Origin of the sequence: Hyphomonas sp. TMED31 (genome assembly GCF_002172815.1) — a bacterium.
Lineage (GTDB): Bacteria > Pseudomonadota > Alphaproteobacteria > Caulobacterales > Hyphomonadaceae > Hyphomonas > Hyphomonas atlantica.
In genome coordinates this window covers 1-21911 of the sequence record NZ_NHCK01000018.1, presented here as the reverse complement: position 1 = coordinate 21911, position 21911 = coordinate 1, and the positions used below count along the sequence as shown (strand labels likewise).

The window sequence follows — 21911 nt, the reverse complement described above, 5'->3', positions numbered from 1 at the left end:
CCAGGTCCGAAACCGCATTCTCCCCCTTCTGGATCTCGAGATCCCCCTGGATCGCAATCCAGCCCGGGATGGCATCAAACAGACCCCAGCCCGACGCCCCCGTAACAGGGTTGTCCTCAAAATCTCCGTTCTCGATCAGGTCGGTGCCGACCCAAGAGGGAAGCGTCTCATCCATATTCCTACACCCATAGATTGTCCCGGCACATAGCCACTGGTTTTGTCCCAGCCTGTCAAACAACATCTCCCAAGAGGAGAGTTTTGACCAGACCGCACCGGGCCTGACACGACAAACGTGAACCTTGCGCACGCCTGCCCGCCAAATCGGCGCGGGCGGCACAAAATTTGCGATACTGGCAAAACGCCCAACGGATATGCCAGTATGGCGTCAAAGGGACACACATGATGACCAATCAGGGACCAGCCGTTTCCGGCCAGGCCACCCGACATACCTTGCCAGAGCGCAAGCTGTTCGCCGCGCTGGCACAGGCGCGGGCGACATTCATGCAAATTGGTCTGTTCAGTTGGTTTACAAACCTCCTAATGCTGACTGGCCCCCTGTACATGCTGCAGGTCTATGACCGCGTGCTCAATTCACAATCTGTCCCGACGCTGGCCGCACTTACCCTGTTGATGCTGGTGCTCTACACGGCGTGGGGCGCGCTCGAATGGATCCGGACCAGCCTGTTCAATGCCATAGCATCCCGCTTCGAGGCCTCGTTGGGAAACCTTTCGGCTGATGCTGCCCTCGACCTGAGCGTTTCCCATCCCGGCAAGGCTACCGACCGGCCGCTGCGGGACTTGCGGCTGATCAGGCGCTTTATCGCCAGCCCGGCTCTGACGGCATTGTTTGATGCGCCCTGGAGCCCAATATTTCTGATCGTCCTATTCCTGCTCCATCCGCTGTTCGGCTTGTGGGCGTTGTTCGGGGCTGTGGTCCTGTTCGGGCTGAGTGTCCTGAACCAGGTCCTGTCGTCCAAATTATTGGAAGAGAACGCCACGCTGGAGCGGCTTGCGCGCCAAAGGGCAGGAGAAATGGTCAGGAGTGTTGAGGTCATAGACGCACTTGGCATGCGCGAACAGGTAAAGGCGCGCTGGAGGCAAGTATTCGATGCATCCGATTCAAGCCTGTTCAGCTCTCGCAACCGCTTGAGTGGCTTTGCTGCCCTCACAAAGGCTTTCCGGCTTTTCCTGCAATCCGCAATCCTTGGCATCGGTGCCTGGCTTGTAATAACCAGTTCCGATGGCTCTTCCACGCCCGGAGAAATGATCGCTGCGTCGATCCTGATGGGCCGCGCGATTGCCCCCATTGAGCAAATAGTCGGTCAATGGCAGTCGATCATATCCGCCCGCAGCGCCTGGCAAGCACTTTCAATGGCCCTGAGCCGCGCCGCACCTGATATGCAGTCAATGGCCCTGCCGCCCCTGAAAGGGCACGTTTCGATCGACGCACTGCATGCTGGCCCGCCCGGGGCGGCCCTTCCCGTGCTCCGGAACCTGTCCTTTTCGCTTTCGCCAGGCGATGTTCTGGGCGTGCTCGGCCCCAGCGCAGCCGGCAAGTCCACACTGGCCAAGCTTTTGACAGGGATCTGGCCGGCATCGCACGGCGTGATCCGCCTGGACGGTGCCGACATTGCGACACTCGACCCGGTCCGTCGCGGCCAGCAAACAGGATATCTGCCGCAGCAAACCGACCTGCTGTCGGGCACAGTCCGTGACAATATCTGCCGATTTGATCCCCATGCCCCGGCCGATGCCATTCTGTCCGCTGCGCACGCCGCCGCATGCCACGAACTGATCCTGTCCCTGCCGGATGGCTATGATACCGATGTCGGCGAAGGGGGCACATATTTGTCCGCAGGACAGCGCCAGCGGATCGGACTCGCAAGAGCCCTCTACAACGCTCCAGCTCTGGTCATCCTGGATGAGCCCAATTCGAATCTGGACACGGCTGGCGAAGCCGCTTTGCAAGAAGCAATCGCCGGACTGAAGGCACGCCAGGCGACCACAATCATTGTGGCCCATCAGCCAGCCCTTTTGCGACAGTGCACCAAATTGCTTCTTTTGGAGGCCGGAGAGATAAAACTGTTCGGACCGAAAGATGAAGTCCTGCGTGAGATTTCTTCGCGCCAGCCGGGCCTGAAAGTACGTACAATCGGCACACGGGGAGAGTCCCATGGCTGATGTCCTGCCGTCTCCTCCAGACCGTGACGTTCTGGCCCGGCGAGCTGCCGTGCGATCCGCCCGCACCGGTTGGCTAATCGTGGGCCTTGTGTTCGGCGGTCTCGCCTACTGGTCAATTTTTGCTCCGTTTGAGGGCGCAGTCCTGAGCCGGGGGCAGATCACTGTCGAAAGCAATCAGCAAGCCGTGCAGCATCTGGAAGGCGGGATAGTGAAAGCCATCCATGTCAGTGAAGCTGACAGTGTCACGCAGGGGCAGGTCCTGATTTCCCTCGACGGCACGGTTGTAGAAGCAGCCACCCGGGCTACTGAATCGCAACTGATTGATTTGCTGGCCACAGAGGCCCGGTTGGTAGCAGAGCGAGACGGAGGCAACACGCTGACGCTCCGCCACGGCTTCTCTGTGCTCCACGACACACCTCAAATGTCGTCTGCGCTGGACTTGCAAACATCCCTCTTCCGCACACGGCAGGCTTCATGGAAAACCCAGAGCGAAATTCTGGACCAGCGCATCCGGCAATTGCAGGCTCAAATTGAGGGCATGCAGCGTCAAACGGCGGCCCTGGAAGATCAGCACAGCTTGCTTGACGATGAGATCGTCCGTTTTGAGGCCTTGGTCAGTCAGGGAAATGCTAGCGTGGTTCGCGTTCTCGCGTTGAAACGCGAACGCGCACGCCTAGTGGGCGCGATTCAGTCACTTGGCTCTGACATTGCCGCGACACAGGTACGGATCGGAGAGACGCGCAACGAACTGATCGGACTGTCCCAGCAAAGAACAGAACAAATTCTGTCACATCTGACGGAGACGCAGAAGAATATCGACGTGCTGTCAGAGCAATTTAACGCCGACCTGGACAGGCAAAAAAGACTGGTCATCCGCGCGCCCCGCAGCGGACGAGTGATTGGCGTGCGAGCCCATACTGTCGGGGGTGTGATAGTGGCCTCTGATCCTCTCATGTTCATCGTTCCCGAAGGCGACCGCCTGGTTGCGAAAGTCCAGGTCAGGCCGTCCGATATTGATCGCGTGTCCGTGGGCCAGAAAGCCATCCTCCGATTTCCGGCATTCGACCAGTCGGAGACGCCTAAAGTCGTCGGTCAGATTGCCCAATTGTCTGCTGATGCCAAAACAGACCCGGTGACCGGCGCCAGCTTTTTCGAGGCAGTTATCACCTTGTCGGGAGAGTCCGGTCCGGCTCTGGACTTGCTTCCTGGAATGCCTGTCGAGGCCAGCTTGAAAACAGAGAGCCGGAATGTACTGTCGTACTTGGTCAAACCTCTGTCAGACTCCCTGTCCCACGTCTTCCGGGAATAGACTACGACCGCTGGACTCACCTTTCTTGCACCTGAAACCTGGAAAATCCTCCAACCGGAAGGATTGGTGCCGCCCGACAAACACATTGTGAAATGAAAAGAAAAAACCCCGGACGTTTCCGTCCGGGGTTTTTTGTAATTCTGTCAGGTAAACCCGGACTCAGTCGTCCATTGCTTCCAGTTCTGCTTCGTGACGTGCGCGGTCAGCGGCGCCCTTGGCGCTCTCGTCGCGGTCGACCAGTTCCAGAACAGCAACCGGTGCATTGTCGCCGTGGCGGAAGCCGGCTTTCAGAACGCGGGTGTAGCCACCATTGCGATCCTTGTAGCGCTCGCCCATCACGTCGAACAGCTTGCGGACAGCGTCCTCGTTGCGGACTTTCGCGAGGGCCTGGCGGCGAGCCGTCAGGTCACCCTTCTTGGCGAGGGTTACCAGCTTGTCCATGAGCGGAGCCATTTCCTTCGCCTTTGGAAGGGTGGTCACGATCTGCTCATGCTCGATGAGGCTGGCAGCCATGTTCGCGAACATCGCCTTGCGGTGCGATGTCGTCTTGTTCAGTTTACGGTATCCAAGGCGATGGCGCATTGTCGTGTTCCTTAAGGAGGTGGTCAGGCCCCCGATTACTCAGTGGGCTAGAGGTGGTCGTCGTATTTCTTGGCGAGGCCTTCGATGTCTTCCGGCGGCCAGTCCGGCACTTCCATGCCGAGGTGCAGGCCAAGACCGGCGAGGACTTCCTTGATCTCGTTCAGGGATTTGCGGCCGAAGTTCGGCGTGCGCAGCATCTCTGCTTCGGACTTCTGGATAAGGTCACCAATGTAAACAATGTTGTCGTTCTTCAGGCAGTTTGCCGAGCGAACAGACAGTTCAAGCTCATCGACTTTCTTGAGCAGGACCGGGTTGAAGCCGAGATCGGTTTCTTCGGTCTGCGTACCCGTATCAACGGTTGGCTCTTCAAAGTTGATGAACAGTTGCAGCTGGTCCTGCAGGATGCGCGCGGCATAGGCCACTGCATCTTCCGGCGTGACCGCGCCATCGGTTTCGATGTCGAGGGTCAGCTTGTCATAGTCGAGGACCGTTCCCTCACGGGTGTCTTCAACCTGATAACCCACGCGGCGGACCGGGCTGTAGATCGCGTCGATCGGAATATAGCCAATGGGCGCGTCTTCCGGACGGTGCGCCTCGGCCGGGACATAGCCCTTGCCGGTCGCAACGGTGAATTCCATGCGGACTTCAGCGCCATCATCGAGCGTACAGATCACGAGATCCGGGTTCAGGATTTTCGTATCGCCAGACGTTTCGATCTGGCCAGCCTTCACTTCACCCGGGCCTTTTGCCTTCAGCACCATGCGCTTCGGCGTGTCGCTCTCCATGAAGATCGCAACCTGCTTCAGGTTCAGCACGATGGTCGTGACGTCTTCGCGAACACCCTGGATCGCGGAGAATTCGTGAACGACGTTGTCGATCTGAACGCCAATGATCGCAGCACCCTGGAGAGACGACAGCAGAACGCGACGCAGCGCGTTGCCGAGGGTCGTGCCATAGCCACGCTCAAGCGGCTCGATCACGAGCTTCGCCTTGCGCTTCGCATCGTATCCGGCCTGGACGACAGGACGGTTCGGACGGATCAGCACTTTCCAGTTACGGTCGTTGACGTTGGTGGCTTCAATGTCTGCCATGGGCGACGGATCCTCAGAAGTGAGACAGGCGGCGCGCAATTGCGCCGCCGGGAAAAAACGAACTAGACGCGGCGGCGCTTCGGCGGGCGGCATCCATTGTGCGGGATTGGCGTCGTGTCCTGGATCGCAGTGACGGTCAGGCCAGCAGCCTGAAGCGCACGCAGGGCGCTTTCACGGCCAGAACCTGGGCCACGCACGCTGACTTCAACAGTCTGCAGGCCATGCTCCATAGCCTTCTTCGCAGCATCCTCAGCCGCCATCTGAGCTGCGTAAGGGGTCGACTTACGCGAACCCTTGAAGCCCATCATGCCGGAGGATGACCACGAGATCGTGTTGCCCTGGGCATCCGTGATGGTGACCATGGTGTTGTTGAAGCTGGAGTTCACGTGAACAACACCAGAGGTGATGTTCTTACGCTCTCTCTTGCGGACGCGGGTCGTTTCACGAGCCATTGAAGACTATCCCTATTTCTTCTTGCCGGCGATCGGCTTGGCCGGACCCTTGCGGGTGCGGGCGTTGGTGTGGGTACGCTGGCCACGAACCGGCAGTTTGCGACGGTGACGCAGGCCACGATAGGAACCGAGGTCCATGAGGCGCTTGATGTTCATCGACGTATCGCGGCGAAGGTCACCCTCAACCAGATAGTCAGCATCGATGGTTTCACGGATCTTGATGACTTCAGCGTCCGTCAGATCGCTCACCCGGCGGGTCGAATCGACGCCGACCTTCTCGATGATTTCGCGAGCCATGGCGGGACCGATGCCATGAATGTACCGCAGCGCGATTTCAACGCGCTTGTTGGTCGGAATATTTACGCCTGCAATACGGGCCAAGGCCGGTTCTCCTCAAGCGGACTGTTCAAAACATAAAGAGCGCGCCAAGCCGGAAATGGTCCGTCCTGCGCGCCGGCGATTAAGCCTAAAGCTAAGAAAACAGGCTTATAGCGATGGAAATTAACGCGTCAACCGCGGAATCCCAGCTTTAAGCCGTCTCTTTCAGGGCCGCGTCGATTGCGGCAGCAACCGCCTCGATAGAACCCATTCCGTCGACTTCTACAAGGATGCCACGTTCGGCATAAATCGGCACCAATGGCGCGGTATCCTCATAGTATTTTTCGAGCCGTTTCGAGAACGTCTCGGGATTGTCATCCTTTCGGCCCTGTTCCTCGAACCGCTTGGTGACACGGGCCAGCAGCTTGTCGTCATCGACAAGGATGCGGACCACGCGATTGACAGCATTGCCACGCGATTCCAGCAGGCGGTCCAGGGCGTCTGCCTGGCCGACTGTGCGCGGAAAACCGTCAAAGANGGAANCCNGGCGCNCCGGCCTGNACTTCNANTTGNTCNTCNATCAGGGCGATNACGATCTCNTCGGANACNAGGCNNCCNTCATCCATGATCTNGGCAACNNTTTCNCCGAGCTCNGANCCNGANGCNCGNGCNGCGCGNAGCATNTCNCCGGTAGANAGNTGNACGAANCCNCGCTCNTCNACCAGNCGNTTCGCCTGCGTGCCNTTNCCGGCCGCTGGCGGCCCGAACAGAATTAGGTTCATCTCTTACGACCCCCGAGTTTCGACTTCTTGATCATGCCCTCATACTGGTGCGCGATCAAATGCGACTGAATTTGCGTAACTGTATCCATCGTAACAGACACAACGATCAGAAGAGAAGTACCGCCGATATAGAAAGGTATCTCTGGGAAATATCGCCGCAGGAGTTCAGGAAGGATACAAACGAACATCAGGTACAGCGCACCAATGGTCGTCAGTCGGGTCAAAACATAGTCGATATAGGCCGCCGTGTTCGANCCTGGGCGGATACCGGGGATGAATCCGCCATACTTGCGCAGATTGTCCGCCGTCTCCTCAGGATTGAACATGATGGAGGTGTAGAAGAAGGCAAAGAAGATCACCATCGCGCCATAGGACACGATATAGGTCCATGAGCCGGGCGCGAAATTCGTCGCCAGCCAGCCCAGAACGCCGCTCATGGCGCCCGTTGCCTCGGCATCAGCCGGGTTGCCACCCAGGAAGCCGACGGCCGTCAGTGGCAGCATCAGGATCGCAGAGGCGAAGATGGGCGGGATAACACCGGACGTGTTGATCTTCAGCGGCAGGAAGCTCTTCTGGCCCTGTGCCACGCCATGTGCCTGCTGGCGCTTCGGATACTGGATCAGCAGACGACGCTGCGAGCGCTCCATGAANACGATGAACACGACGAGCGCGATCACCATGGCGGCAATCGCCACGACAAAGGCCACGTTCACAGACGTTGTGCGGGCTTGGGAGATCAGGTTGAAGATCGCCTTCGGCATTTCCGCGATGATGCCGGCAAAAATGATCAGCGAGATGCCGTTACCAATGCCGCGCGCGGTGATCTGCTCACCCATCCACATCAGCAGCATGGTGCCGCCGGTCAGNGTCACGACGCCGGTCAGGATGAAGAACCAGGACGAGATGCCGTCAATGCGGAACCCGGCAAGGCCGCCNGCNATGGCAAAAGACTGAACCAGGGCNAAGCCAAGGGTCAGGTANCGCGTGTACTGGTTGATCTGCTTGCGGCCCGATTCGCCTTCCTTCTTCAGCTTTTCAAGCGTCGGAGACGTGGCCGTCAGCATCTGGATGATGATCGAGGCCGTGATGTAAGGCATCACGTTCAGGGCGAAGACGCCCATACGCTCCACCGCGCCACCGGCAAACATGTTCATGTTGCCGAGCAGGCCGCCTGACTGGCTTTCGAAGTATTGGGCGTATTGGGACGGGTCGAGCCCCGGAAGNGGAATGAAAGTTCCGAGACGATAGAGTAGCAGGATCCCGAGGGTAAACAGGATCCGGCTCTGCAGGTCCTTGGCTTTGGCAAAGCTCCGNAAATTCATGTTCCGAGCCATTTGTTCAGCAGCGTTCGCCATGGGCCGCTTGACCTCCCTGAAAAAGCGTTCGCCGCCTAAATCGGCGGCGAAACAGTATTTGTGAAGGGGTTACCGGTAAAAACCGCCGATTATTCGTCAGCAGCGTCTTTTGCCGGGCCCGTGACGGTCACCTTGCCGCCAGCCTTCTCAACAGCTTCGATAGCCGCCTTTGAAGCACCTGTCACAGTGATATTCAGATTCTTTGGTGCGTCACCTTTGGCCAGCAGACGCACGCCATCGCGCACATTGCGAACCAGACCAGCGGCCACCAGAGACTCTTCAGTCACATTCTTGGCGTCCAGCTTGCCGGCGTCGATCGCCTTGCCCAGACGGCTGAGGTTTACCCAGGCATGTGTCTTGGAGTTGCGTGCGGTGAAGCCGCGCTTTGGCAGACGCATGTAGATCGGCATCTGGCCGCCCTCGAAGCCGTTNACGGCAACGCCGGAACGGGACTTCTGGCCTTTGACACCGCGACCAGCCGTCTTGCCCTTGCCAGAGCCGACGCCGCGGCCAACGCGCATGCGGTTCTTTGTTGAGCCCTCAGCGGGAGACAGTTCGTTCAGTTTCATCGGTCAATCTTTCGATATCGTGCGGCTGCAGATGGCGGCGATTACTCGCCAACCACCTCAACCAGGTGAGCCACCTTGCGGATCATGCCCCGCACGGCTGGCGTATCTTCGAGTTCCTTGGTGCGGCCGACCTTGTTGAGGCCGAGACCCATCAGGGTTTGACGCTGCGCAGGCTTGCGGCCGATTGGGCTGCCAGTCTGGCGGACAGTGAGTTTGCTCTTGGCCATTCTCGTGCCCTTCCCTAGTTCGTCGCGTCAGCCATGCCGGCTTCGGACGCGCCATCATTGCGGCGGCCGACGACATCCTGAACCTTCAGGCCACGCTTGGACGCAACGGTCCGCGGGCTGTTCTGCTCTTTAAGCGCGTCAAAGGTCGCACGTACCATGTTGTACGGGTTGGAGGAACCGATCGACTTGCCGACCACGTCCTGCACACCCAGCACTTCCATGACGGCACGCATCGGACCACCTGCGATCACGCCGGTACCGGGAGGGGCTGCACGCAGCACCACCTTGCCTGCGCCGTGACGGCCTTTGCCGTCGTGATGCAGGGTACGGCCTTCACGAAGCGGAACGCGAACCATGTTGCGCTTGGCTTCTTCGGTTGCCTTGCGGATCGCCTCAGGAACTTCGCGGGCCTTGCCCTTGCCGAAACCTGCGCGGCCCTTCTGGTCACCAACGACGACCAGAGCTGCAAAGCCGAAATTCTTACCGCCTTTAACCGTCTTCGCGACGCGGTTGATACCAACCAGCTTGTCGACGATGTCAGACTGCTCCTCGTCGCGATCGCGATTCCGGCGGCCTCTTCCTCTTTCTTCAGCCATAGGGCCTCTCCTTAGAATTTGAGACCGCCCTCACGGGCGGCGTCTGCCAGGGCTTTCACCCGGCCGTGGAACATGTAACCGCCGCGATCGAAGATCACGTCCTCGACACCAGCCTGCTTCGCACGCTCTGCGAGCGCCTTGCCGACCAGTGCAGCCGCTGCGGTGTCACCACCGGTCTTGGCCGAACCGAGCACGTCCTTCTCCAGCGTCGACGCGGAAGCGAGCGTGATGCCCTTCTCGTCATCGATGATCTGGGCGGAGATATTCTTGTGGCTGCGCGCAACCGACAGGCGCGGACGGCCTGCAGCGACCTTCCGGAGCTTGGTACGAACGCGCTGGGCGCGGCGCAGCATCTTATCGCGTGAGCTTTTCATGGGCTTACTTCTTCTTGCCTTCCTTACGGCGGACATATTCGCCCTGATAACGGATACCCTTGCCTTTGTACGGCTCAGGCGGACGGAATTCGCGGATCTTCGCAGCCGTCTGACCGACAGCCTGCTTGTCAGCGCCGGAGACGATCACTTCGGTCGGCTTCGGAGCTTCCAGCTTGATGCCTTCAGGCGCCTTGAAGATGACGTCGTGCGAGAAACCGAGCGACAGTTTAAGATCCGTGCCCTGCATCTGGGCACGATAACCGACCCCGACCAGTTCCAGAGTCTTCGAATAACCGTTCGACACGCCTTCAACGATGTTCGCGGCGCGGGCACGTGCGGTGCCCCACTGCGTACGGGCGCGGGCGTCCAGGGCTTCAGCGAAGGTTGGCAGACGGCGACCACGAGCCTTTTCAGCCTCGATGCGGTCGTTTGCAGCCTGAACCAGGTCTTCGCGCGGCGAGACGGACAGCTCGTTGTTTTCGAGCTTCGGCGTGATCAGCTCGGACAGGACGAGAGACATCTCACCCTTGGAGCCTTTGGCCTTGATCGTCTGGCCTTCGACCGTGACGGTCGTGCCATTCGGGATTTCGATCGGGAGTTTACCAATACGTGACATGATAGCTCTCCTAGAATACGCGGCAGAGCACTTCGCCGCCCACATTCTCGCTGCGGGCCGCATTGTCAGACATCACGCCTTTCGAAGTCGAAAGGATCGAAATGCCCAGACCATTGCGCACCAGCGGAATGTCGGAGACAGAAGANTACACNCGGCGACCNGGCTTGGAGACACGTTTGATCTCCGANATNACNGGCTGNCCTTCATAGTACTTCAGCTCGATNTCAATATTCTTGTGNCCGTCTTTNTCNACTTCGGTNNAGCCGCGGATGAAGCCCTCNTNGATGAGNACNTCCAGNACGCGNATNCGAAGNTTNGAAGACGGNGTGACNACNTTNGACATGCCGCGCATCTGAGCGTTGCGGATGCGNGTCAGCATATCNCCGAGGGGATCAGAAATGTTCATCTTTGATATCCTCCTCTCTTACCAGCTGGACTTCACGAGACCGGGGATCTGACCGTTTGAGCCAAGCTCACGCAGCGCGATCCGCGACATCTTAAGTTTGCGATAGTAACCACGCGGACGCCCGGTCACTTCACAGCGATTACGAACCCGGTTTGGTGCCGAGTTGCGCGGAAGTTCAGCCAGCTTGAGGCGAGCCTTGAAACGNTCTTCCAGCGGAAGATCCTCGTTCATGGCGACGGCCTTCAGCTCAGCACGCTTCGCAGCGTACTTGTCTACAAGCTTCTGACGCTTCTTGTTCTTCTCGATTGCGCTCTTCTTTGCCATATCAGCAGATCTCCTGGCGCTAGTTCCGGAACGGGAAGCCACACTCGGCGAGGAGTGCCTTGGCTTCTTCGTTGGTTTCAGCCGTAGTACAGACAATGATGTCCATACCGCGAACATCTTCCACCTGATCGTAATTGATCTCCGGGAAAACGATGTGCTCTTTGAGGCCCATTGCGTAGTTGCCCATGCCGTCAAAGCTTTTTCCGTTCAGTCCACGGAAGTCTTTCACGCGTGGCAGCGCAATATTGGTGAGGCGATCAAGGAATTCGTACATGCGCTCACGGCGCAGCGTAACTTTCGCACCGACCAGCATGCCTTCGCGCAGCTTGAAGCCGGCGATGGATTTGCGTGCCTTGGTGGCGACAGGCTTCTGGCCCGCGATCAGCTCCAGCTCAGCCAGGGCCGACTTGATCTTCTTGGAGTCAGCAACAGCTTCGCCGACACCCATGTTGATCACGACCTTGTCCAGCTTCGGAACCTTCATCGGGTTCGAATACTTGAACTGCTCCTGAAGTTTCGCGCGGATTTCCTCGCGGTACTTCTTCTTGAGACGGGGTTCATATGCATCAGACATCGATGGACTCCCCTGAGCGTTTGGCGAAGCGTGTCTTGCGACCATGCTCATCCGTTTTGAAACCAACACGCACCGGCTTGCCGTCACGCGGGTCTGCGTGGGCCACGTTGGAAACGTGGATCGGTGCTTCGAAAGACTTCAGACCGCCGGGATCCATCTGGCTCGGCTTCTGGTGCTTCTTGACGACGTTCACACCGCGGACGACGACGCGATTGTCATCGACCAGCACCTTCAGGACTTCGCCCTTGGTACCTTTGTCGCGGCCAGCGATCACGACAACCGTGTCGCCTTTTTTGATCTTAGCAGCCATCTTACAAGACCTCCGGGGCCATGTTCGCGATCTTGACCTGGTTCTTGCCGCGAAGTTCGCGCGGAACCGGACCAAACACGCGGGTACCGATCGGCTCACCATTGTTATTGATGAGTACGGCAGCGTTTGTGTCGAAACGGATGGTCGTGCCATCCGGGCGGTTGATGTCTTTTGCCACGCGAACGACGACAGCCTTGCGGACNTCACCCTTCTTCACGCGGCCGGTCGGAATTGCTTCCTTCACGGACACCACGATCACGTCACCGACGGACGCATACCGGCGTCCCGCACCACCCAGCACCTTGATGCACTGGACGCGGCGCGCGCCGGAATTGTCGGCGACGCGAAGGTTTGATTGCATCTGGATCATGCGTCNCCTTCCCCGCCGGTCACAAGTTCCCAGCGTTTCAGTTTGGAGTGTGGAACACACTCCTGGATCGTTACGGTTTGACCCTCGACAGCGGCGTTTGCCTCATCGTGGGCGTGATACTTCTTCGAGCGACGAACGATCTTTTTCATCACCGGGTGGGTGAAGGTCCGTTCGACGCGGACGATTGCGGTCTTGTTCTGTTTGGCGGAGACCACGACGCCTTCCATAATACGCTTTGGCATGATCGCTCTCCTACGCCTGACCTGCTTCGGCTTTCTCGCGAAGGATCGTCTTCACACGCGCGATGTCGCGGCGAACTTCCTTCACTCGGGCCGTTTTTTCCAGCTGGCCGGTGGCCGTCTGGAAACGCAGGTTGAACTGCTCTTTCTTCAGCTTGACGAGCTCATCCTTGAGCTGGTCGACGCTTTTCGTTCTTACATCCTGGGCTTTCATGATCAGATACCCTCGATCCGCTTGACGACTTTCGTCTTGATCGGAAGCTTCGCAGCGCCGAGACGCAGGGCCTCGCGAGCGATTTCCTCAGACACGCCGTCGATTTCGAACAGGATGCGGCCAGGGGCAACGCGCGCGACCCAACGGTCGACGGAGCCTTTACCCTTACCCATCCGGACTTCAATCGGCTTGGCAGACACTGGCAGGTCCGGGAATACACGGATCCACACTTTGCCCTGACGCTTCATGTGACGCGTGACAGCCCGGCGGGTTGCCTCGATCTGGCGAGCGGTGACCCGCTCCGGCTCAAGAGCCTTCAGGCCGAACTCGCCGAACGCCAGGGACGTGCCGCCCTTGGAGTTGCCCCGGATCTGGCCCTTGAAGGCCTTACGGAATTTGGTTCGCTTCGGTTGACGCATCTCTTACGCTCCGGCGGCTTGCGCACCGGTGGCCGGTCCGCGCTGGTTTGCATTGGCACGGGCACGGGACTGGCCGGAAGATTCCTGACGCTTGTCCTGAGCCATCGGGTCGTGCTCCATGATCTCGCCTTTGTAGACCCAGACCTTGATCCCGATGATGCCGTAGGTGGTTTCGGCTTCTGCGGTGCCGTAATCGATGTCGGCGCGCAGCGTGTGCAGCGGAACGGAGCCCTCTGCATATTTCTCGGTACGTGCAATCTCGGCACCGCCCAGTCGGCCGGATACCATGATCTTCACACCGTCAGCGCCCAGACGCATTGCGGACTGGATGGCGCGCTTCATGGTACGGCGGAACGAGGCGCGGCGCTCGAGCTGGCGAGCAATGTCGTCAGCGATCAGCGTTGCGTCGATTTCCGGCTTGCGGATTTCGACCAGGTTCACGCGAACTTCGTCCTCGGTCATCTTGGACAGCACTTTGCGCAGGGCTTCGATGTCCCCGCCCTTCTTGCCGATCACGAGACCCGGACGTGCCGTGTGGATCGTGATGAGGCATTTCTTGTGCGGACGTTCGATGATGATCTTCGAGATACCGGCTTGCTTGAGGCGCTTGCGGATTTCCTTGCGGATCGCGATGTCCTCATGCAGCAGGCGGCCATAATCAGCCGTGTCTGCGTACCAGCGGCTGTCAGACGTCCGGTTGATGCCAAGACGCAGGCCGATCGGATTTACTTTCTGACCCATTATGCGGCCTCCGCTTCAACTGAGGTGTCACGCAGGATGATGGTCATCTGCGCAAATGGCTTCTGGATGCGAGCAGCGCGGCCACGTGCACGGGCACGGATGCGCTTCATCACGAGGTTCTTGCCGACATGGGCTTCCGCAACGACGAGGCTGTCGATGTCGAGGCCGTGATTGTTCTCGGCGTTCGCGATGGCGCTTTGCAGCAGCTTGCGGACATCCTGGGCAGGACGCTTCGGCGAGAACTGCAGCTGGGCCAGTGCGCGCTCGACCGGAAGGCCGCGGATCTGCTGGGCCAGCAGGTTCAGCTTCTGCGGGCTGGAACGGTACATGCGCAGAACAGCGCGGGACTCGTTGGACGCCTGCTTCGGAGGATTCTTGGCTTTAGCCATGACTACTTCCTCTTCGCTTTCTTGTCCGCACCGTGGCCGTAGTAGGTCCGCGTCGGCGCAAACTCGCCGAACTTGTGACCGACCATTTCCTCGGAAACGGAAACCGGGATGAATTTGTTGCCATTGTGGACCTGGAAGTTCAGGCCGACAAAGTTAGGCAGGATCGTCGAACGGCGCGACCAGGTCTTGATCACGACGCGCTTTTCAGAGGCGCGCGCTTCTTCTGCTTTCTTGAGCAGATAGCCGTCTACGAACGGGCCTTTCCAGACAGAACGTGGCATGTCTTGCGGCTCCTCTTAGCGTTTCGCGTTGCGGCGACGGATGATCAGACGATCCGTAGCCTTGTTTTTACGGGTCTTGGGACCGCGTGTTTTCTTACCCCATGGGGTGACCGGGTGACGTCCACCGGACGACTTGCCCTCACCACCACCGTGCGGGTGATCGACCGGGTTCATGACAACACCCCGAACCGATGGGCGCTTGCCGAGGTGACGCTTGCGGCCAGCCTTGGAGAGAACCTGGTTCATGTTGTCCGGGTTGGACACGGCACCGACAGTTGCCAGGCAGCTGTCCATCACCATGCGGAGCTCGCCGGAGGTCAGCTTGATCTGGGCGTAACCACCGTCACGGCCAACCAGCTGAGCGTAGGTACCGGCAGAGCGAACCATCTGCGCGCCCTTCTGGGGCTTCAGCTCGATGTTGTGAATGATCGTACCAACCGGGATGTTCTTCAGCGGAAGCGTGTTGCCCGGCTTGATGTCAGCGGTCTTGGACGTGATCACCGTGTCACCCACCTCAAGGCGCTGTGGCGCGATGATGTAGGAGAGCTGGCCGTCTTCGTACTTGATCAGCGCGATGAAAGCCGTGCGGTTCGGATCGTATTCCAGACGCTCGACAGTCGCCGGCACGTCCCAGCGGTTACGCTTGAAGTCGACCTTGCGGTACAGCTTCTTCGCGCCGCCACCGATGCGGCGAGCCGTGATGCGGCCCTTGTTGTTGCGTCCACCGGACTTGGTCAGACCTTCGGTCAGCGCCTTGACGGGCTTGCCCTTGTGAAGGTCGGACTTGTCCACCAGCACCAGCTGGCGGCGTCCTGGGGAAGTCGGATTGAAAGTCTTCAGTGCCATGTTTCTCGTCCTTCTCCCCTAGAGGCCCGTCGTGATGTCGACGGACTGGCCCTCGGCGAGCGTCACGATGGCTTTTTTCATGTCGTTGCGACGACCTTCATAGCCACGGAAACGCTTCGTCTTGCCCTTCTGGAGCAGGGTGTTGACCTTGGTTACTTCGACCTTGAAGAGCGCTTCGACAGCCTCTTTGATCGCTTTCTTGTCAGCGTCGATCGCCACTTCGAAGACAATCTTGTTGTCTTCAGCCACCAGAGTGGATTTCTCGGTGATCAGCGGGCGACGGATGACGTCGTAGTGATGTTCTTTGATGTCGGCCATGATTACTTAGCCTCCTTCGCGCCGTCGAAACGGGCCTTGATGCCTTCGGCCGCTTCCTTGGTGATGACGAGCTTCTTGCGGCGCAGGATGTCATAGACATTCAGGCCGGCGACAGGCAGCACGTCGACGTTCGGGATATTGCGAGCCGCCTTGGCGAAGTTTGCGTCCACGGTCGAACCAGAGATGATCAGCGCGTTCTCGATGCCGAGACCGGCGAACTGGCCAGCCAGTTCTTTCGTCTTTGGTGCGGACAGGACAGCTTCGTCCAGAACGATGATCGCATCATCCTTTGCCTTGGAAGACAGGGCGTGTGCGAGCGCCATCTTGCGGACCTTTTTAGGAAGGTCGTGAGCGTGGCTGCGGACTTTTGGTCCGTGCGCAACAGAACCACCAACAAAGATTGGCGCGTTCTTGGAGCCGTGACGTGCGCCGCCGGAACCTTTCTGGCGGATGTACTTCTTCGTCGTGACGGAGACTTCACCGCGGGTCTGGGTCTTGTGCGTGCCAGCCTGGCGCTTTGCCAGCTGCCAGCGGACCGTGCGCTGCAGGATGTCACCACGGATCTCTTCGATGCCGAAGATGGCATCATCGACCGTGATGTTTCCAGCCGCCTTGCCGGCGAGGGTTTTGACTGCGAGTTCCATTATTCAGCACCCTCTTCAGTTGCTTCAGCCGCCGGAGCGTCTNCTGCGCCCGGAGCCTTGAAGGAGCCAGCTGCCGGAGCGTCTGCCGGAAGAGCTTTCTTCACAGCGTCGCGAACTTCGACATAGCTGCCGTCATGGCCTGGGACAGCGCCCNTGACCAGGATCAGGCCGCGATCAACGTCGGTGCGAACCACTTCAAGNTTCTGCGTGGTGACACGCTCGACGCCGTAATGACCGGCCATTTTCTTGTTCTTGAACACGCGGCCCGGATCCTGGTTCATACCAGTCGAACCGTGTGAACGGTGAGAGATGGACACACCGTGGGAAGCGCGNAGACCACCGAAGTTCCAGCGCTTCATCGCACCCGCGAAGCCCTTACCGATCGTNATGCCGGCGATGTCGACTTTCTGACCCGGAACGAAATGGTCAGCCAGGACCTCGGAGCCGACTTCCGGCAGGTCGCCGGATACGCGGAATTCCTTGAGCTTGCGCTTTGGCGCAACACCGGCTTTCGCGAACTGGCCGCGCAGCGCCTTCGTGGTGCGCTTCGCCTTCTTTTCNCCAATGCCGAGAATAACAGCCTTGTAGCCGTCCGTGCGGGTGACGTCGCCACCCTTCTTGGTCTTCACGGCGCGCTCTTCTTCAGTGCGCACGCCTACAACCTGGCAGCCATCAAGCGACAGGACGGTGACCGGCACGTGGCGGCCANTCTCGTCAAATACGCGTGTCATGCCAACCTTGCGGGCAAGCACGCCGGAACGGGGTGCTGGCAGAGCCATTAGCGGCCTCCCTCAAGTTTGATTTCGATGCCAACGCCGGACGACAGGTCGAGCTTCATCAGCGCGTCCACGGTCTGCGGGGTTGGGTCTACAATGTCGAGGATCCGCTTGTGGGTGCGGATTTCAAACTGCTCGCGCGACTTTTTGTCGATATGAGGAGAGCGGTTAACGGTGAAGCGCTCGATACGGGTCGGGAGCGGGATCGGACCTTTGACCTCAGCGCCGGTGCGCTTGGCCGTGCTCACAATCTCTTTCGCCGACATGTCGAGGGCGCGGTGATCGAAGGCCTTTAGCCTGATCCGGATATTCTGTCGTTCCATCGTCTCGGTCCGTCCGCACAAAACACGTTAGCCCCAACGAGGCCAACCTTGGCCCAGGGCGTTACGTGGGATTAATTGTCTGTTTCGAGGGAGCGTTCGCTATGTAAAGCGCTGCCATCCCGGCGAAGTCGGGGGTTTATGGGATCGGCGAGCGCCCGTCAACTGAGTCGTGACGCTTTTATGCAGAAAGAGTCACAGGCCCACGACGCCGGATATTCTCCCGGAATGGCGCCTGAAAGACTATGCGATCTGTGCCAGCGCCTCGCACACATCATCNGGCGCNGTGTGAATCAGGTTCAGCGCATGTCCCGGCAGGATCTTCAGGTCCACATTTTCCCGATGCCCCAGCAGGGCCTGCACATGCTCCGTCGAGATCACCGTGTCTTCCCCGGCTTTCAGCCAGGTCAGCGGAGTCGTGACCGAATCCAGATCGGCGCGCCAGTCGGCCATCACAGTCGAGCCGTCGCGGGTCCAGGCCTCTGTCCCCTGCTCCACGGCGTGATAAAGGCCCTCAGACAGCACTTCTCGCAAGATCGGNTCNTCCAGAGNNTCCAGATCGCGGGGNGAGCGCGCAAACTGCTTCTTCAGAAACGCTGTCGTTCCGCGGCGTCGATAGACNGGCAGGCCGACAGACAGCGCCATCTTCATGACCGAAGGCGCATGACGCGACGCGGCTGCCGCAAAGCGGCTCATCGGGTTCATACCGGGAAGATGGGTCTCTTCGTCGAACGGGATCGTCCCGCCCACAACCAACATGCCGNCCAGCCGGTCGCCGAGGGCTTTCGCGATGCGGAACCCATGCGGCGCGCCGCCATGATGGGCGCACAGGCTGATCCGGGTGTGGCCGAGATGATAAAGCAGGGCGAGNGCGTCGCGTANCACGGTCTGATCATGGCTGTCGCGCGTCCGGCTTGGGCTCGTATAGCCAAAACACGGCCGGGACGGCGCAATCAGGCAAATATCTGCCTCCCGCAATCGGCGCAGGAAATCCGGCGTGAAGAACGGCCCCTGCATATAGCCATGCACGAACAGGACGGGGCGGCTGCCGGATCCGATCCTGTACCATGCCAGTTGTCGGCCATCCGGCAGGTTCAGGAAGGACATGCCGCGCGTCGGCGTCACCCAGGTTTCCGCGCTTTGGGTCGGCGCTTCGCTCGGCAATTGCCGCATCAGGAACGCAATGCTGGCGCATAGCTGCACCACGTCGGACATGCGCGCACAGCCCGTCTTCCGAAGAATACTCTTTGACTGGCCCTTGATGGTTTCNAGCGCCCGCCCTCTTTTGCTGGCAATCTCCTTCTGGCTGAGATTGCCCAGATACCCTTCGAGGATTTCCGTCTCGCTCGCGGTCAGCCCNAATGCGGCCCGCAANCTCGCCATCAGTTCCGNCGACCANTGGATATANGACAGCGACACCTGAACGATGTCGTTCAAATCCTTCGGCCTCTGGATCAGTGCGAGGCAGGCCCGGGAACGATCCGCCTCCATGTCAGACTCGACATCGGTCAGGACGATGCGATCCTGGGTCTGGGGCTGGTTGGTCCGTTTGGCCTGACGGATCATCGCGATGGCCATACTGTCCAGGGGCAAATCATCCAGTCGGCACGGAAAGGTCTGCCCGGTCAGCTGCGCCGCCGAATCGTTGCCGGTCACCAANCCTGTCCGCGCGGACACTTCCAGCACGGCATGGAAACTGTCGGCCCCCGCGACCTCCCGGCGGGAGGCCTCTTCAATCAGCGCGCTGATCCGCTCGCGATGGGNTTCCAGCTTGGCGTCATCCCCGGAATGGCGCGGCACATCCTCGGCNANCTGGCCGCTGNCGNCTTCGTTTCCGAAGAAATAGGCCATGGCCGCATCCAGGAAAGCGTCAAACCGGTCGGCTTCACTCGGCACCTCATACGCTGCGCCGAGCATTTCGAAATAGCGATGCGTGTGGGACATAAAACTCCGAATGCGCGCGGCATGGGGATCTTGTCTCCATATTAACCAGGCTGCGGCCTGCGACAAGCGCCATGTTTCGGCCTTGTTTTACAGAATACCCCCCCAAGGGGGCATGCGGTAAATTGGCGGTCGCGTTTAAGCAGAACCCTGATCGCAGGTCTGGGTGGGGGGACGCATGCAATCCATTGCGTTCAAGGGACATTCAAGACCGCATCAAGGGGGCGGGGCTTCACACACCCTGCCCTCACACACACCAGCTACCCTGGTCCCATCCCAATAGCGCCCGCGTCTCGGCGGCATCGTGTTCAAACACACGGCGCAGATAGTCGCGGTCATCCTGGCTCATCCGGTCATTGTCCGGCGCGGCATTCAGCCGGTCGGCGACCTCAAAGCGATGCGGGGTAAGGTTCAGGAACCGGCACACCTGATCCAGCTGGGACTGCGGCGCATCTGCCAAATCCTCACTGCGGAGAAACAATAGCTGGTCATCGGAAAACAACCGGCGCAATTCCCGGATCTGTGGCGCATAATAACTGCGCGCCAGATAGGAGCGTTCACGATCCTGCCGAGGCAATGCCCTGCGCGCCCGCTCCCGCTCCTGCCGGATCGCTTCCGGATAGGGCATCGTCTCGCGCCCGAGTCGGCAATCCATCCGGTAATGGCTCCAGGCCCGTTCGACCGGGTCACGCAGAATGATAATCACCTGGATCAGCGGGTTATAGGTCCACACCCGTTCCAGAGCCCCATTCCACCAGGTGATGATCGGTGTCGCTTCGCCCAGAACACATCCGTCGCGCCAGGCTTTCCAGTCGAACTGGCGATGATACAGCCAGTAATCGAGTTTCGTAATGCCGGTCGGCGGACGCTTGTCGAAGAAATGCGGCTCCTTCTTCTTTGCCATGCAGATATCCGGATGCTGGCGAAGATAGGAATCGAGCGATGTGGTGCCGGCTTTCTGAACGCCTGCAATGAGGAAGTCGATGCGCTGGGTCATGCACTCATATTAGCGAGCAGCTCTTGCAGCAATTTGGCGGATATCTCTGGAAGTGTCGCAGAATGTTGCAGATTTCCCGCCCCCCAAGAAAAAAGGCCGCCCCGGATGGGACGGCCTTGTCTCGGTCTTGCCTGATGGGGGCAAGTCTTACTTTTTGATCGCGGAGACCACGCCGGCGCCGACGGTACGGCCACCTTCGCGGATCGCGAAGCGCAGGCCCTGGTCCATGGCGATTGGCTGGATCAGCTCGACGTCCATTTTGACGTTGTCGCCCGGCAGAACCATTTCCTTGTCGGCCGGCAGGGTCACAACACCCGTCACGTCCGTCGTACGGAAGTAGAATTGCGGACGATAGTTGGAGAAGAACGGCGTGTGACGGCCACCCTCTTCTTTCGTCAGGATGTAGGCTTCTGCCTCGAACGTGGTGTGCGGCGTGATGGAGCCTGGCTTACACAGGACCTGACCACGCTCAACGCCTTCACGGTCGATACCGCGCAGCAGCGCACCAATGTTGTCGCCAGCCTGGCCCTGGTCGAGCAGCTTGCGGAACATTTCAACGCCGGTACAGGTTGTTTTCACGGTGTCGCGGATACCGACGATCTCGATTTCCTCACCCACCTTGATGACGCCCTGCTCAACGCGGCCGGTCACAACCGTACCCCGGCCGGAGATCGAGAACACGTCCTCGACCGGCATCAGGAATGGCTTGTCCAGCGGACGCTCTGGCGTCGGGATGTAGTCGTCGACAGCCGCCATCAGCTCGAGAACTTTCTCTTTGCCGATATTGTCGTCGCGGCCTTCAACAGCTGCCAGCGCAGAGCCGGCTACGATCGGAATGTCGTCGCCCGGGAAGTCGTAGGAAGACAGCAATTCGCGAACTTCCATCTCGACCAGTTCGAGCAGCTCTTCATCGTCAACCTGGTCAACCTTGTTCAGGAAGACAACCAGGGCCGGCACGCCGACCTGACGCGCCAGCAGGATGTGCTCGCGGGTCTGTGGCATCGGGCCATCAGCCGCGTTCACAACCAGGATCGCGCCGTCCATCTGGGCAGCACCCGTGATCATGTTCTTGACGTAGTCAGCGTGTCCCGGGCAGTCCACGTGGGCGTAGTGACGGTTTTCCGTCTCGTATTCCACGTGCGCCGTGTTGATCGTGATGCCGCGGGCTTTCTCTTCCGGCGCGGAGTCGATGTCCTCATAGGACCGCTTCTCACCACCGCCCTGCTCTGCAAGCGTCATCGTGATCGCTGCTGTCAGCGTCGTCTTGCCGTGGTCAACGTGGCCAATCGTGCCGATGTTGACGTGCGGCTTGTTGCGTTCAAACTTTGCCTTGGCCATCGGGCCTCTCCT

Annotated in this window: 31 protein-coding genes and 1 pseudogene; 2 read left to right on the top strand and 30 right to left on the bottom strand. The window is 59.4% G+C overall.

All coding sequences use genetic code 11. The features are described from left to right. Positions 1-399: 399 nt before the first annotated feature. Positions 400-2181 (top strand): type I secretion system permease/ATPase, encoded by a 1782-nt coding sequence (locus CBB91_RS03140; protein ID WP_273011987.1) that lies wholly within the window; start codon positions 400-402, stop codon positions 2179-2181. Continuing rightward, entirely contained in the window at positions 2174-3490 is a 1317-nt protein-coding gene (locus CBB91_RS03135; protein ID WP_273011984.1) for an HlyD family type I secretion periplasmic adaptor subunit, read from the top strand. Before CBB91_RS03140 ends, CBB91_RS03135 begins: the two co-directional genes overlap by 8 nt. A gap of 159 nt (positions 3491-3649) precedes the next feature. On the opposite strand, the gene rplQ is transcribed toward CBB91_RS03135, so the two are convergent. The 30 genes and pseudogenes from rplQ to tuf all read right to left on the bottom strand — a co-directional run bounded on the left by rplQ (position 3650) and on the right by tuf (position 21899). Further along, positions 3650-4072 (bottom strand): 50S ribosomal protein L17, encoded by a 423-nt coding sequence (rplQ, locus tag CBB91_RS03130; RefSeq protein ID WP_035551818.1) that lies wholly within the window; start codon positions 4070-4072, stop codon positions 3650-3652. Positions 4073-4119: 47 nt separating this feature from the next. Then, positions 4120-5163 (bottom strand): DNA-directed RNA polymerase subunit alpha, encoded by a 1044-nt coding sequence (locus CBB91_RS03125; RefSeq protein ID WP_035551816.1) that lies wholly within the window; start codon positions 5161-5163, stop codon positions 4120-4122. A gap of 62 nt (positions 5164-5225) precedes the next feature. Further along, a complete protein-coding gene (gene rpsK, locus CBB91_RS03120) occupies positions 5226-5615 on the bottom strand; it encodes a 30S ribosomal protein S11 (RefSeq protein WP_035551814.1) in 390 nt (129 codons plus the stop codon). A gap of 12 nt (positions 5616-5627) precedes the next feature. Next, on the bottom strand, positions 5628-5996 hold the full coding sequence (gene rpsM / locus CBB91_RS03115; RefSeq protein WP_035551812.1) for a 30S ribosomal protein S13: 369 nt from the start codon (positions 5994-5996) through the stop codon (positions 5628-5630). Between the two features lie 148 nt (positions 5997-6144). Beyond that, positions 6145-6715 (bottom strand): annotated as a pseudogene (locus tag CBB91_RS03110) (adenylate kinase). Further along, positions 6712-8070, bottom strand: coding sequence for a preprotein translocase subunit SecY (secY, locus tag CBB91_RS03105; RefSeq protein WP_345906715.1), 1359 nt, complete (start codon positions 8068-8070; stop codon positions 6712-6714). Before secY ends, CBB91_RS03110 begins: the two are co-directional and overlap by 4 nt. An 89-nt stretch (positions 8071-8159) precedes the next feature. Then, positions 8160-8639, bottom strand: coding sequence for a 50S ribosomal protein L15 (rplO, locus tag CBB91_RS03100; protein ID WP_035551802.1), 480 nt, complete (start codon positions 8637-8639; stop codon positions 8160-8162). 41 nt (positions 8640-8680) lie between these two features. Beyond that, positions 8681-8866, bottom strand: a complete 186-nt coding sequence (gene rpmD, locus CBB91_RS03095) for a 50S ribosomal protein L30 (RefSeq protein ID WP_035551799.1) — start codon at positions 8864-8866, stop codon at positions 8681-8683. A gap of 14 nt (positions 8867-8880) precedes the next feature. After that, entirely contained in the window at positions 8881-9462 is a 582-nt protein-coding gene (gene rpsE, locus CBB91_RS03090) for a 30S ribosomal protein S5 (protein WP_027836766.1), read from the bottom strand. A gap of 11 nt (positions 9463-9473) precedes the next feature. Beyond that, entirely contained in the window at positions 9474-9836 is a 363-nt protein-coding gene (gene rplR, locus CBB91_RS03085; protein ID WP_035551796.1) for a 50S ribosomal protein L18, read from the bottom strand. 4 nt (positions 9837-9840) lie between these two features. Then, positions 9841-10452: a 50S ribosomal protein L6 gene (gene rplF / locus CBB91_RS03080; protein WP_035551793.1), complete on the bottom strand. Its 612-nt coding sequence runs from the start codon at positions 10450-10452 to the stop codon at positions 9841-9843. Positions 10453-10462: 10 nt separating this feature from the next. Next, the gene (gene rpsH, locus CBB91_RS03075) at positions 10463-10858 is read right to left on the bottom strand and encodes a 30S ribosomal protein S8 (RefSeq protein WP_273011979.1); all 396 of its coding nucleotides are present in this window, start codon (positions 10856-10858) and stop codon (positions 10463-10465) included. A gap of 18 nt (positions 10859-10876) precedes the next feature. Then, positions 10877-11182 carry a 30S ribosomal protein S14 gene (gene rpsN, locus CBB91_RS03070; RefSeq protein ID WP_273011976.1) on the bottom strand — a complete coding sequence of 102 codons (306 nt, stop codon included), beginning with the start codon at positions 11180-11182 and terminating at the stop codon, positions 10877-10879. A gap of 19 nt (positions 11183-11201) precedes the next feature. Continuing rightward, complete coding sequence (rplE, locus tag CBB91_RS03065) at positions 11202-11756, bottom strand: 50S ribosomal protein L5 (RefSeq protein ID WP_035551785.1); 555 nt, start codon at positions 11754-11756, stop codon at positions 11202-11204. After that, complete coding sequence (gene rplX, locus CBB91_RS03060) at positions 11749-12066, bottom strand: 50S ribosomal protein L24 (protein ID WP_035551783.1); 318 nt, start codon at positions 12064-12066, stop codon at positions 11749-11751. The genes rplE and rplX overlap by 8 nt, the downstream gene beginning before the upstream one ends. 1 nt (position 12067) lies before the next feature. Beyond that, entirely contained in the window at positions 12068-12436 is a 369-nt protein-coding gene (rplN, locus tag CBB91_RS03055; RefSeq protein WP_273011972.1) for a 50S ribosomal protein L14, read from the bottom strand. Then, on the bottom strand, positions 12433-12678 hold the full coding sequence (gene rpsQ, locus CBB91_RS03050; protein ID WP_035551780.1) for a 30S ribosomal protein S17: 246 nt from the start codon (positions 12676-12678) through the stop codon (positions 12433-12435). The genes rplN and rpsQ overlap by 4 nt, the downstream gene beginning before the upstream one ends. A 10-nt stretch (positions 12679-12688) precedes the next feature. Beyond that, positions 12689-12889, bottom strand: coding sequence for a 50S ribosomal protein L29 (gene rpmC / locus CBB91_RS03045; RefSeq protein ID WP_035551777.1), 201 nt, complete (start codon positions 12887-12889; stop codon positions 12689-12691). A 2-nt stretch (positions 12890-12891) separates the two neighbouring features. Then, the gene (gene rplP / locus CBB91_RS03040) at positions 12892-13308 is read right to left on the bottom strand and encodes a 50S ribosomal protein L16 (RefSeq protein WP_027836776.1); all 417 of its coding nucleotides are present in this window, start codon (positions 13306-13308) and stop codon (positions 12892-12894) included. Between the two features lie 3 nt (positions 13309-13311). Next, positions 13312-14049, bottom strand: a complete 738-nt coding sequence (gene rpsC, locus CBB91_RS03035) for a 30S ribosomal protein S3 (protein ID WP_035551773.1) — start codon at positions 14047-14049, stop codon at positions 13312-13314. Beyond that, on the bottom strand, positions 14049-14438 hold the full coding sequence (rplV, locus tag CBB91_RS03030; protein ID WP_035551771.1) for a 50S ribosomal protein L22: 390 nt from the start codon (positions 14436-14438) through the stop codon (positions 14049-14051). The genes rpsC and rplV overlap by 1 nt, the downstream gene beginning before the upstream one ends. Positions 14439-14440: 2 nt before the next feature. Next, positions 14441-14719: a 30S ribosomal protein S19 gene (gene rpsS / locus CBB91_RS03025; protein WP_027836779.1), complete on the bottom strand. Its 279-nt coding sequence runs from the start codon at positions 14717-14719 to the stop codon at positions 14441-14443. Between the two features lie 15 nt (positions 14720-14734). Further along, positions 14735-15565: a 50S ribosomal protein L2 gene (rplB, locus tag CBB91_RS03020; RefSeq protein ID WP_273011966.1), complete on the bottom strand. Its 831-nt coding sequence runs from the start codon at positions 15563-15565 to the stop codon at positions 14735-14737. An 18-nt stretch (positions 15566-15583) separates the two neighbouring features. Further along, entirely contained in the window at positions 15584-15883 is a 300-nt protein-coding gene (locus tag CBB91_RS03015; RefSeq protein ID WP_027836781.1) for a 50S ribosomal protein L23, read from the bottom strand. 2 nt (positions 15884-15885) lie between these two features. After that, positions 15886-16527, bottom strand: coding sequence for a 50S ribosomal protein L4 (gene rplD / locus CBB91_RS03010; RefSeq protein ID WP_035551754.1), 642 nt, complete (start codon positions 16525-16527; stop codon positions 15886-15888). Continuing rightward, positions 16527-17306, bottom strand: coding sequence for a 50S ribosomal protein L3 (gene rplC, locus CBB91_RS03005; protein WP_273011963.1), 780 nt, complete (start codon positions 17304-17306; stop codon positions 16527-16529). Before rplC ends, rplD begins: the two co-directional genes overlap by 1 nt. Next, positions 17306-17626: a 30S ribosomal protein S10 gene (gene rpsJ, locus CBB91_RS03000; protein ID WP_027836784.1), complete on the bottom strand. Its 321-nt coding sequence runs from the start codon at positions 17624-17626 to the stop codon at positions 17306-17308. The genes rplC and rpsJ overlap by 1 nt, the downstream gene beginning before the upstream one ends. 240 nt (positions 17627-17866) lie before the next feature. Beyond that, positions 17867-19567: an alpha/beta hydrolase gene (locus tag CBB91_RS02995; protein ID WP_273011961.1), complete on the bottom strand. Its 1701-nt coding sequence runs from the start codon at positions 19565-19567 to the stop codon at positions 17867-17869. Between the two features lie 244 nt (positions 19568-19811). Continuing rightward, the gene (locus CBB91_RS02990) at positions 19812-20561 is read right to left on the bottom strand and encodes a sulfotransferase domain-containing protein (RefSeq protein WP_273011959.1); all 750 of its coding nucleotides are present in this window, start codon (positions 20559-20561) and stop codon (positions 19812-19814) included. Between the two features lie 147 nt (positions 20562-20708). Next, on the bottom strand, positions 20709-21899 hold the full coding sequence (gene tuf / locus CBB91_RS02985) for an elongation factor Tu (RefSeq protein WP_272983375.1): 1191 nt from the start codon (positions 21897-21899) through the stop codon (positions 20709-20711). Between the last annotated feature and the right edge of the window lie 12 nt (positions 21900-21911).